Source organism: Candidatus Omnitrophota bacterium, assembly GCA_003598025.1.
Lineage (GTDB): Bacteria > Omnitrophota > Gorgyraeia > Gygaellales > Profunditerraquicolaceae > Profunditerraquicola.
On record QZKH01000006.1, the window covers coordinates 205,608 to 218,008 of the forward strand.

General features: G+C 37.6%; 11 protein-coding genes. All 11 read left to right on the top strand.

The window, feature by feature from the left end; all coding sequences use genetic code 11:
• The first annotated feature begins 3 nt into the window (after nt 1-3).
• Complete coding sequence (locus tag C4533_06350) at nt 4-834, top strand: hypothetical protein (GenBank protein ID RJP28088.1); 831 nt, start codon at nt 4-6, stop codon at nt 832-834.
• Nucleotides 835-1,030: 196 nt separating this feature from the next.
• On the top strand, nt 1,031-2,881 hold the full coding sequence (locus C4533_06355; protein RJP28089.1) for a polysaccharide biosynthesis tyrosine autokinase: 1,851 nt from the start codon (nt 1,031-1,033) through the stop codon (nt 2,879-2,881).
• 9 nt (nt 2,882-2,890) lie between these two features.
• Complete coding sequence (locus tag C4533_06360; GenBank protein RJP28090.1) at nt 2,891-4,234, top strand: O-antigen ligase family protein; 1,344 nt, start codon at nt 2,891-2,893, stop codon at nt 4,232-4,234.
• A complete protein-coding gene (locus C4533_06365) occupies nt 4,218-4,928 on the top strand; it encodes a hypothetical protein (GenBank protein ID RJP28091.1) in 711 nt (236 codons plus the stop codon). The genes C4533_06360 and C4533_06365 overlap by 17 nt, the downstream gene beginning before the upstream one ends.
• On the top strand, nt 4,925-6,028 hold the full coding sequence (locus C4533_06370) for an NAD(P)/FAD-dependent oxidoreductase (GenBank protein ID RJP28092.1): 1,104 nt from the start codon (nt 4,925-4,927) through the stop codon (nt 6,026-6,028). The genes C4533_06365 and C4533_06370 overlap by 4 nt, the downstream gene beginning before the upstream one ends.
• A gap of 23 nt (nt 6,029-6,051) precedes the next feature.
• Nucleotides 6,052-7,050, top strand: a complete 999-nt coding sequence (locus C4533_06375; protein RJP28093.1) for a hypothetical protein — start codon at nt 6,052-6,054, stop codon at nt 7,048-7,050.
• A complete protein-coding gene (locus C4533_06380; protein RJP28094.1) occupies nt 7,034-8,266 on the top strand; it encodes a glycosyltransferase in 1,233 nt (410 codons plus the stop codon). The genes C4533_06375 and C4533_06380 overlap by 17 nt, the downstream gene beginning before the upstream one ends.
• 20 nt (nt 8,267-8,286) lie before the next feature.
• Nucleotides 8,287-9,354 carry a lipopolysaccharide heptosyltransferase II gene (waaF, locus tag C4533_06385; GenBank protein RJP28095.1) on the top strand — a complete coding sequence of 356 codons (1,068 nt, stop codon included), beginning with the start codon at nt 8,287-8,289 and terminating at the stop codon, nt 9,352-9,354.
• A complete protein-coding gene (locus tag C4533_06390) occupies nt 9,351-10,127 on the top strand; it encodes a glycosyltransferase family 2 protein (protein ID RJP28096.1) in 777 nt (258 codons plus the stop codon). Before waaF ends, C4533_06390 begins: the two co-directional genes overlap by 4 nt.
• Nucleotides 10,114-11,214, top strand: coding sequence for a glycosyltransferase family 1 protein (locus C4533_06395; GenBank protein ID RJP28097.1), 1,101 nt, complete (start codon nt 10,114-10,116; stop codon nt 11,212-11,214). Before C4533_06390 ends, C4533_06395 begins: the two co-directional genes overlap by 14 nt.
• Nucleotides 11,207-12,391 (top strand): glycosyltransferase family 9 protein, encoded by a 1,185-nt coding sequence (locus tag C4533_06400; protein ID RJP28098.1) that lies wholly within the window; start codon nt 11,207-11,209, stop codon nt 12,389-12,391. The genes C4533_06395 and C4533_06400 overlap by 8 nt, the downstream gene beginning before the upstream one ends.
• Nucleotides 12,392-12,401: the final 10 nt, after the last annotated feature.

Sequence of the window (12,401 nt, forward strand, 5' to 3'; positions counted from 1 at the left end):
TATATGCGTATAAAAAATGTTTTTATAACTTTATTCGTTTTGTCATTGTCTTTTATATTTAACTGTAACTCCCTTGCTCAAGAGAGGGAATATAAAATACAGCCCAATGATGTCATACAGATAACTGTATTCGGGGAAGAGGACCTGTCGATTACTGCAAAAGTATCTCAAGACGGCACGATTTCTTATCCTCTGCTTGGAGTTATTAAGGTCGCCGGATATACCGAGCGTAATTTAGCTAAGAACATGACTGAGTGGCTGGGCGAAGATTATTTAGTTATGCCTCAGGTTAGTGTTTTTGTTAAGCAGTATTCGAGGGTCTCCGTATTGGGCCAGGTGCGTCTGCCGGGATCATATGAAATAAAAGAGAATCTTACGCTGACCCAGGCAATTGCTTTAGCAGGCGGCTTTACCGAACAAGCAGATATTTCGGCAGTAAAGATAATCCATGGTGAGCCGAGTGACGGAGAAAATAATAACAAATTGATTAATGTAAATAAAATTATTGATAAGTCAGCCCCTGATATTGAGATCAGCGCCAACGATACCATTGTGGTTGAAGAATACGGCAGGATCTCTATTATCGGCCAGGTTAACAGGCCGGGTATGTACGCGTTAAAAAGAGACCTTACGGTTGTCGAAGCCATAGGCCTTGCCGGAGGTTTCACCCCTACTGCTTCTCAAAATGGCACAAGGATAATCAGGGTAGAAGAGAACAACAAGAAGCAGGTTATAAGCGTCCCTGTTGCAAGCATAATCAGAAGCGGAGATACTTCCAGAGACCAGATATTGCAACCCGGAGACACAATCGTTGTCCCGGAGTCTTTCTTCTAATCTGGCAACCCTTCCTGTATCACTATAACTCTTATATAATAAAAAGGTTATGAGTTTTTAATAATGTGCAAATAACCTATTTATTAAGAGCTTTTCATGATAAAAAGTTATACAAAACAATTGACTTCATTAATTATTTCTGTTATAAATTATATAAATATCAATAGTATTTTCTATTGAAAAGAAAGGGCAGGCGATGCTACCCACCCCACAGTTTAGGGATGTAACCATAAAAGATTATGCTATTGTTCTAAAAAGAAGGGTTTGGTTGATTCTCGCTTGTTTTATCATTTCTACCACCTGGTCAGCTATAAAAACATTCCAAAAAACCCCGCTATATAAAACTTCTTGTAAGGTCCTGATGGGCACATCCCGTCCTGATATAGTGCCAGTAAAAGAAACTAATTTAGACCGTTCCTGGGTTGGTTACATGGAATATGTAAACAGCCAGATTAAGATACTATATTCCCGGACTTTAGCAAGTAAGGTAGTCGAGTATCTTTCGTCTATAGGGGATAAGACTTTTGCGGATGCACAGGACCCTGAAAGTGCCTTTTTATCAGGTGTCAGCGTTGATTTTGTGCCCGGTACACAGGTACTTAATATAGGTTATATAAGCAGCGACCCGGTAAAAGCAGCAAGGTTTGCCAACGCTTTAACTACAACTTATATAAAAGCGGATTTAAGCAAAACTTCTCAAGTCAGCAGCTATGCTTCTGATTGGCTTACGCAGCAATTGGATGAGATCAAAAAGAAGCTTGAGGTTTCAGAGAAACAACTTAACGATTTTATCCAGGAAAATCAGATAATCTCGTTGCCTGATATAGAGAGAAAATCCCAAGTCATACTTGATGGGCTTAAATCCGAGAGGTTAAGGGTTGAGAATGAAATGGCCGCGTTAGCAACAAGGTATAGGCCGAAGCATCCCTCAATGCTAAGCCTAAAAACAAAATTAGATTCGATAGATAAAAGCATCCAGGATGAGACAAATAAGTTATTGGCTTTAAACCAGAAGATGATTACTTATAACTCATTAAAGAGAGAAGTAGATACAAATATCTCCTTATATGACGCTTTATTAAGAAGGACAAAGGAGACAGAGGTTACCAAACAATTAGAGACTACAAATATCAGTATTATTGATTCCGCGGATGTGCCTAAGTACGCCTTTAGCCCGAACCGGAAGAGGGAAATAAGCTTAGGCGCCTTTTTGGGTTTTTTTGCCGGAATAATCCTAGCCTTCTTTCTTGAATATCTTGATTCTACAGTTAAGACCGCAGAAGATATAGAAACTTATGTAAGGCTTCCTTTCCTGGGGTATATTCCGTCAGCCAAGCATGAGATTAAACTAGGCAAAGATATTGATATTGCTTCAAACAAATTACCGCATTCAAGGATCTCCGAGGCATACAGGTCTATCCGTACCTCTATAATATTCTCTACACCGGAAGACAGGCCGCTAAAAACCTTGCTTATTACAAGCGCTTCTCCCCAGGAAGGTAAAACTACAGTTGCAATAAATTTGGCTATAGTCTTTGCTAAATCTAATGAGAAGGTCCTTCTTATCGAAGCAGACATGCGCAGGCCGAGGATTTCCGAAAGTCTGGGAGTAAAAGCGCAGTCAGGGTTAAGCAATCTTTTAACGGGTAATAAAGGCGTAGATGATGTAGTGAATCAAACATCCGTTCCAAACCTTTATTTTATTTCTAGCGGCCCAAAGCCGCCTAATCCTGCTGAGCTTCTTACTTCAGTTAAAACGCGCAACCTTTTAAATGAGCTTAGGGAGCGGTTTGACAGGATTATTATAGATTCTCCTCCGGTAATTTCTGTTGCCGATACTGCCATTTTAGCAAATATCGTTGATGGAGTAATAGATGTTATCCGCGCCGGATTCCTGAATATTGAGCTTATTTTGAGAGGAAGGCAGAGGCTGTATGAAGCCAAGGCGCGTATAATAGGCGTTATCCTGAATAATGTAAATGTAAAGAGCGAAGACTCTTACTATTATTACCACTATTATTACGCTGACGATAAAGCAAAAAAATAATCGTAATAAATGCCAAATCGTATCTTTCTTGCCTGTCTTTTCCTTCTTGTCATCTTTAGTTGTCTTACCTATGGCGGAGTAACACCTTTATATTCTATGATAATTAATGTGGCGGCCTTATCATTAAGCTGCTGCTGGTTGATTACTGCCATTTCTAAAAAAGAGACCTATTTTGTCAAAACCGGTTTAGCCATTCCTGTTTCTTTATTCAGTTTGATTATCTTACTGCAGTTGACGCCTATCCCTGCCGGCGTGTTAAAAATCTTTTCATATAATATGTACAGAATATATATAATGGCTTTTCCGGAAGCAGGAGAAGGATTATTATTACCCCTGAGCGTTAATCCGGATTCAACTATCCAAGAATTATTGAATTATGTTGTCCTCATTGTACTTTTTTTTATGACTATCAACATTGTGGATACCAAAAAAGAATTCAACTTTTTATTCAATGGGATAATATTTTTCGGGCTTGCAATAAGCATCTTTGGGATAATCCAGAAATATTCTTATTCGTATAAAGTATATTGGTTTGATTCCCCGCAAACTGCCACTTCCCCTTTTGGGCCGTTTGTTTACCGCAATAATTTTGCCGGCTATATTAATATGATAATCCCTTTGGCTATCGGTTATTTCTTCCTGGATATGCCTTTATCAAAAAGGCTAATTTATGGCTTTTGTATCGGAATAATGGCGTTGGCATTATTCTTGACTTTCTCAAGGGCTGGGATCGCGGTATTTCTTATTTGTATTTTGCTTTTATTGGCATTAGCACGGTTTAAAATAAAAACAGATGTAAAAATATTTAATCTTGTCAGTGCCATATTATTAGCCTTAATATCCGTATTGTTCTTATTTTTTGTCGATTATAAGGCTCTTTTTATGAGAATAACAACTATATTCAGTGACCAGGCTTTTATTATTTTCGGGCACGGTTATTCTTGGAAAGATATTGTAAAGATCTGGGCTGATTTTCCTGTTTTCGGTACCGGTTTGGGTACTTTTGGCAGCATATCTTCAATGTATAAGACTACTTTCTCGCAGAAATTATTTACTTATGCACACAATGATTTTCTACAGTTGCTATCGGAAGTGGGGATCGTCGGTTGTGCGTTAATCATTATTTTTTTCTTAAAGTATTTTTTGACGGTAATAAAACTGTGGTTGAGCAGGCGGGACCCTTTTGTCATATATATTGTGATGGGCGGAATGGTTTCTGTTGCCGGGGTTTTGGTTTATTCATTGTTAGATTTTAATTTGCATATACCGGCAAATTCCGTACTTTTTTCCGTTTTATTGGGCTTAGTATACCGGCTGACAATTTCAAAATTTCATAATGAGTACAGCAAATAGCGAACATATTTTTGTGTTTAAGGCAGATAAATATCGGAAATATATAATTATTGCCCTGATAGTATTGCTTTTTTTGTTATTTGGCTCTCTCAGTATATCCAGATATATAGCTGCAGAAAGTTTTATGAAAGCAGAGGAGCTATTTAATAATGCCCAGGCAATAAGCGAAGATATTTTATTAGAAAAATCGTTTGCGTATCAAAAAACTATTAGATTATTAAATCGGGCAATTTCTCATAACAAATACAATGCCGATTATTACAGTTTCCTTTCAAGTTTATTATATACGGTAGTTGATAATCAGTCTCTTGCCGAACTCATTATGATCAATAATAAGGATTACTTTAAATCTCATAAGATATTGGATGCTGCCGAGTGGTATCAGGCGGAAGCTATTTTAAGGAATCCTGCCAATTACCTGTATTATTATAAGCTTGCTGAATTGTATATTAAATCCGGAGATACTATTAAGGCCGAAGAACAGCTGAAGAAGTCTATTCTATTTGATCCGCAGAATATAAATTTGAATCTTTCGCTGGCAAAGTTTTATTTAGACAGGGGAGATAGCGAGGAGTTTAAGAAATACCTCAAAGTTGCAATGGGCTTAGACAGGCTTGAATCAAAAGGCAAAGTATCTGAGAAGATGAATAATTTCCTAATAGGTATTGGGCAGGAGGGGGCTGTTACCGAATGAAGATATTGGTCGTTGGTGCCGGGCCCGTAGGGTCTTATGTTTCCAGGCTTTTGCAAAAGAAGGGCAAAAACCTGGATATTACTGTCATTGAAGAACATCCTGAAGTCGGCAAGCCGGTGCATTGCGCCGGGCTTGTAAGCACTAAAGTATTTAGCGAAATAAGCCTGCCGTCTTTAAGTAAGAATCTCGTGCTTAACAAGATAGATGGGGCGGATTTTCATTTTGAGAATGAATCCTTCAGGATAAGAAGAAAGAACGCGGCTTTTGTAATAAACCGGAAGGATTTTGATATTTCTCTGGCAGAAGGCTTAAACATTGATTTTAATACTAAATTTGTCGGCATAGAGAAGAACCATAAATTTTTCATTGTTGAAACCGACAAAAGGGAATATGAGGCAGATATAGTCATAGGCGCAGACGGTGCTAATTCTTTAGTAAGAAAGGTATTAAACCCCTCAAATAGCATACAATGTTTGCGGGGAGTGCAGTTCAGGATAGAATCCCGCCAGCATGAAAGCAATTTTGTGCAGGTTTATTTAACTGACGAATCTTTTGCTTGGGTGATACCTGAGAATTATGGCATCGTAAGGGTAGGGATATTGTCCGATAATCCTTATAAAGACTTAACTGATTTTATTGAAAAGGTGGGGATAAAAGGAGCGATACTTGAAAAATTCGCCGGATTAGTACCGATAGGCTCATGCCTTACCCAAAACCAGGGCCTGGTTTTGGTTGGGGATGCTGCTTGCCAGGTAAAGCCTTTAACACATGGAGGTATTTATTACGGAATGCGATGTGCTGAAGTGCTTGCTGATTGTATAATAAATTCTAAGATTAATGAGTATGAAAAGAGATGGAAAGCCAAATTTGATAGGGAGATACAGATCGGCCTTAAAGCCAGGAAATTTTATCAAAACTTAAGCCGTGATAATAAGAAGAGAATATTCAAATTACTTAAAAATAACGTTAAAATCCTGGAGAAATTTGGTGATTTCGAGAACCATTCCAGGGTAATTTCTGCACTAATAAAAAATCCATCTTTACAAAGTTTTTTCGGTAAAGTATTTATAAGTTTTTTAAGAAACAATTCTATTCCTTAATTTTTTTATAATCATTAAAAGCGATGAAAATTTTTCTAATAGGCACTTTTATGCCATCCAGTATTGAATATTCCTACCTTAGGGCCTTCCTGCGCCTGGGCCATACCGTAAAATGTTTTGATACCACACACAAGAACCTTTTTATTAAGATAATCAAAAAAAAATTAGACAACCGAATAATTTTTTCGGAAATAAAAAATTTTAATCCTGATTTAATATTTGTAATCAAGGGATATGAAGTATTGCCGGAGACAATTGATAAGATCAGGGATATTTCACGGGCCAGAATATTCTGCTTTAATAGCGATGATCCTTTTGAGATAACCATCAAGGGCACCAGCAACAGCAATATCCTTGATTCCATACCTTTTTATGATCATTATTTTACTTGGTCAAAAGTACTGTTAAATATCCTTAAGCAAAAAGGCGGCGCCAGGAACGTAGGGTATCTGCCTTTTGGTTTTGATTCATTTTTTCATTATCCGCAGACTTTATCTAAACATGAAGCCGATAAATATTTCAGTGAAATAACCTTCGTCGGCAGCTGGGATGAGGAGAGGGAAAAATGGCTTAAAGAGTTAAGTAGTTTTAATTTAGGGATATGGGGTAATTCGGATTGGTTGTTTAAATGTTCAGATAGATGGTTGAGGGGCAGATGGAAGAAAAAAGAAATGTTTGCTCAGGATATGTCAAAGGTCGTCGGTTCATCGCATGTATCGCTGAATATCTTGCGGTTGCAAAATAAGGGCAGTCATAATATGCGTACATTTGAGGCCCATGCAAGCCAGGCTTTTGTAATCTCAGAGAGAAGCCCTGAAATCTGCGAATTATTCAAGGAGGATAGCGAAGCGGTATACTTTTCAGATCCCAAAGAAATGAAAGACAAGGTCGCATATTATTTAAAAGCAGATTTTTTACGAAAAAAGATTGCCTTTTCAGGGTACAAAAGATGCCTGAAAAGCAGTTATTCATATCTGGATAGGGCAAAACAAGTATTGAAAACCTATGAAGAACTCAAATAATAATGAAAGAAAATCACGGATATTAAGCGTCTATAATTTTCTGGAAGAGAGAAGGGGCGCGCAGGTCACTTTTATAAATTCAGCTATTTTTCTTAGAAATCAAGGGCATAAAGTAGATGTTCTAGTGCTGTCAATTTCTAAAAGTTTTAAGGATGAATTGGAGAGCCAAGGGATAAGCGTCTTTGACCTTAGGTTTAAACCCGGATTATTAAAAGTGTTGTTTTTAAATATGTTGATTAAGTTGTGTGTCAACCCCGTAGTCTTTATCAAATACAGGAATTTTGTCAAGAAACATGAGAGATGTTATGATCTTGCTTTAGTGCAGCATTCATATTTTACTCCGCTTATTTTACCCTCTTTGACTATACCCAGCGTATATTTCTGCCACGAGCCTCCCCGGGCGTTTTATGAGCCAAACGTCATTAATTATAATTCCGGGTTGAGTAAAATTATTAATTTTTTTATTATCTTCATAGAGAAGATTATTGATAAATGGTGTGTCAAGTCAAGTAGTTTGATATTAGCAAATAGTGAATATACAAGAGAGTTTATTTACAGGGTATATGGGTTATTTGCTGAGACTTGTTATCTTGGAGTTAATATCAATCATTTTAAGCCTACCAGTATAAACAAAGAAACAATGGTTCTTTCTGTGGGGGCATTAGAAAGGACAAAGGCGCATGATTTTATTTTACGCAGCTTATCGACTATCCCCGTAAATAAAAGGCCGTCTTTAACTATCGCCGGAAGCGGCCCTTTCAGGGAGAGGCAAAGGCTTTCAGATATGGCAAAAAGGACAGGAGTCAAACTTAATATTTTATCAGTCGATTCTGAAGGGATGGTTAGCTTGTATAACCAGGCAAAAGCTACTTTGATAGCCGGAATTATGGAACCTTTCGGTCTGGCTGCAATAGAATCTATGGCCTGTCAGACCCCAGTTGTAGCCGTAAAAGAGGCAGGTTTAAGAGAAACAATAGATGAAAGTTGCGGTATCTTTACTAATAGAGACGAGCATGAGTTTGGCCGGGCAGTTATAGATATCATTGAAAATCCTCAATTGGCAAACATACTCGGCAGTAATGGCAGGAAAAGGGTAATTGAACGTTTTACCTGGTACGAATTGGCAGAAAATTTTGAGAAAAAAATAGAAAGTATTCTATTTAAGCATTTTGATTATAAAAGAAATACGGAACCCAATATTATGGCAACAGGCTAAAAGATGCCTAGGGGCTAATAATGGTCTGCGAAATGAATACAGGTTTCATAAAGAAGATCTTAATTTTTTCTCCGAACTGGTTAGGGGACGCCGTTATGTCTATGCCTATGATTTATGCCTTGCGGGAATCTTTACCTGGTTGCGATATAACCATAGTCTCAAGGCCTGGCTTAGTCCCTCTATGGCAGCAGAATGATTACTCAAAAGAGATCATCCCTTTTGACATATTTGATAAAACTACCGGGGTCAGAGACTATTTAAGGCTTTTTACGAAATTAAGGGGAAAATCATTTGATTTAGCTATAATTTTGCCTTCTTGCCTGCAATGGAGTTTAATCAGTTTATGCGCCGGTATCCGCTATAGAATAGGGTTCAGCAATAATACTGGCAGTTTACTGCTATCAAATAAACTAGCTAATGATAGAGACAGAAAAATCCACATAATTGCTAATTACATGCGCATTGCCAGGGCTATCGGCATTGAGGGTAAAGAATATATGCCGCAGTTGATGATAAGCGATAGATACGTAAATTTTGCAAATGATTTTTTCAAGACCAATAATATCGATAAACAAGACATAGTAATCGGCCTGGCTCCAGCAGCCGCATATGGGCCTGCTAAGAGGTGGCCGGAAGAATATTTTGCTGATTTAGCGGACAGATTGATAGATTCTTATAAGGCTAAGGTCATAATTTTCGGAAGCCAATTTGAATCAGACATTGGCTGCAAGGTTTCCGGATTAATGCGCAATGCACACGTTAATCTTGTTTCTAAGACCGATCTTATGGAAGCCGCCGGCTTGATAAATAAATGCAGCCTATTTATTACCAATGATTCTGGTTTGATGCATATTGCATCCGCATTAGGTGTCCGGCTTATTGCAATTTTCGGCTCGACATCTCCCTTATGGACAGGCCCATGTTTAAAAAAATCAGTAATATTAAAGAAGGATTTACCTTGTTCTCCATGTTTTAGCAGGACCTGCCATTTTGGTTCATACAAGTGCTTAACATCTATAACGGTTGAAGAGGCCTTTGAAGCGGCGATAGCCCAATTGAAAAATAATTCACCTGTAGGATTACAATGAATAAATTGTCAGCAAGTATAATTACATACAATGAGGAAAAAGATATCAGGGGTTGCCTTGAAGGCCTGTCTTGGGTTGATGAGATTGTTGTGTTAGATTCTTTCAGCAACGATAAAACTATAGAAATTTGTAAGGAGTTTAATAAAGTTAAAATATACCAGGTTGAATGGCATGGGCATATAAAGCAGAAAAATATTGCGTTATCAAAAACCAGCCACGAATGGGTTATATCTCTGGACGCTGATGAACGGTTAGACCCGGAGCTTAAGCAGGAAATTGTGGAAATTATGCGAAAAGATGTATCCAAATTCAACGGTTATTGCATGCCGAGAATTTCTTATTATTTGGGAAGATGGATAAAACATTCTGGCTGGTATCCGAATTACCAGCTCAGGCTTTTTAGGAAAAGCCAGGCTTATTGGGGTGGGAGAGACCCCCATGATAAGATCATTTTAAATGGCGGGTGCGAGAAACTTAAAGGCCATATCCTGCATTATCCCTATAAAGACCTAGATGAACATCTGCAAAAAATATCTAACTATACTTTCATCATGGCAAAAAGCGATTATGAGTGCGGAAAAAAACCTAATTTATTAAAGATTATTTTCTTGCCAGTTCTTAAATTTATTGATATGTACATTTTAAAAGCTGGTTTTCTTGATAGCACCCCTGGATTAATAGCTGCATTTATGGGAGGGTATTATGTGTTTCTTAGGCACGCCAAGCTTTTAACTATGGATGTAAAGCTGGAGGATAATATTGTCGCCAAGTAAATATCGGATTCTCCATATTAATTCAGAAGTTAATTGGTCGGGAGGAGAGGCTCAAACCCTGAATCTCTGTAAAGGTTTGTTAGAAAGAGGCCATAGGTGTATTCTTGTGTGCCCGCAAAAAAGTATTTTGTCAGAGAGGGCCGGGAGGTCCGGCATCACTGTAAAGGATGTGGCGATGAGGAGTATCCTGGATTTAGCTTCAATAAAGCAATTAAACGCTATAATCAGAAAGAATAATATTGATATAGTGCATATGCATACTTATAAAGGGCATTTTCTGGGTGCAGTGGCTTCATATCTTTCTGGGGTAAAGGTTAAGCTTGTTACCAGAAGAATGGATTTTCCTATATCGAATAATGTGATGAATAGGCTTTTATATGGCGTGTTGGTTGACAAGGTTATTTCAATTTCAGATTCAGTACGTAAAGAAGTTCAAAAGGTACTTCCCAAAGGAAAAGATTCTGAAGTTATTCATAGTTGCGTCGTTACAGTCGAATTTGATCCTCTTGCCCGTAGAGAAAATATAAAGCTTAAGACTAAAAATAAAAATTTTGTTATAGGAACCGTTTCCAATTTGGTCAAAAGGAAAGGTATAAAGCATCTCATTATTGCTTTTGGCAAAATGTTAAATGAATACCCTAATTTGAAGTTGCTTATTATCGGAGACGGGCCATTAAGAACAGATTTAGAATTGCTTGTAAGAGAGCTTAATCTCGCTAGTCATGTGAAGTTTAAAGGATTCGTAGAAGATGTAAAATCATATTTGCTTGATATGGATATTTTTGTTTTGCCTTCCTTAGAAGAAGCTCTTGGTCTTGCAATTATTGAAGCAATGGCTATGTCTTTGCCGGTCGTAGCATCAAAAATAGGCGGTATTCCTGAAGTAGTTGAGGATGGTACCACGGGCCTGCTTGTAGATCCGGGTAATCCTGAGGAGCTGTCTTGCGCTATGAGATATTTATTAAGTAATCCAGAATTATTAAGAGCTATGGGAGAGAACGGCAGGAAAAGGTCAGAACAATGTTTTAATAATGATATTTTGATATCAAAATACGAGCAGGTTTATAGAGAATTAATAGATGGGTAATATACCAATCAAGACACATACGCATAAGTTAGCAGGATGTTGTATAGATTTGATCCTGAGGGTTTTTTCATTAGGTATCAAGTTAATATTTCTACCAATGCTTGCCAAACCCAAGGACCCCTTATCTCTAACTGGGATAAAAAGGGTTTTGATTTATGGCACTGTCGGGATAGGGAATATGGTCCTTTTTTCTTCAGTAATCAAGGCCATGAGAAAAAGCTTACCTCAAGCAGAGATAATCTTACTTTTTTTGAATAAAGGAGAATCCAGGAATGTAGTTTATGAAAGTAGTATTGTAGACAAAATTATCGTTTGCGGAAGGCTAAATATACCAGAAAAATCCAGAATAGCTTTTAGGATCAGGAAGTGGAAGCCGGATTTAATAATAGCCAGATTTGATAATAGTATAAGTTATGCGTTGATTACAGCCTTAAGCAATTCCCCTTATAGGTTGGGCCAACTTTCGCAGAGCGATAATAAGAATTATTTTAAATTTCTGTATAATATAAAAATGACAATGAATCTGGATAATCACGAAATCGATGATTATTTTTATTTAGTAAATAAAATCGGTATCAGCGCATTCGGTAGGAATCCTTATTTTTACCTGAGAGATAAAGACCTGAAGGCTGCGGAGCATTTTTTATCTTGTAATGGGCTTGGGAATGCTGAAAAATTTATCACTATTCAGTGCGGCACAAGCGATCATGCTAATTGGAAACGATGGGATACCGGAAACTTTGTCAGTCTTATAAAATTATTATTTAAGAGGGGCATAAAGCCTGTTCTTGTCGGTTCAAAGAATGAAAAAGGCATCGAAAAGATTATTTTTAATCAGTTAGATAATGATCCGCTTAGTGCAATCGGAGTCTTGTCGCTTAAAGAAACAGCAGCTTTGATTAAAAAAAGTAGCCTTCTTGTCTGCCATGATAGCGGGCTCATGCATATTGCTGCTGCTGTCGGAACCAAAACGATTGCAATCTTTGGCCCAACTTCAACAAAGCGTACTTCACCTATAGGGCCTGGGCACATAATTATGACTAAAGAATTCCCATGCAGGCCTTGTTATCCATTGGATGGGATGAAGGCATTAAGCTGTAAAGATAGAGTGTGTCTGGAGTCTTTGACTCCGGAAGAGGTAATGGACAAGATTTCTCAAACAATGAGCACGACTTGAGAGCGCAAAG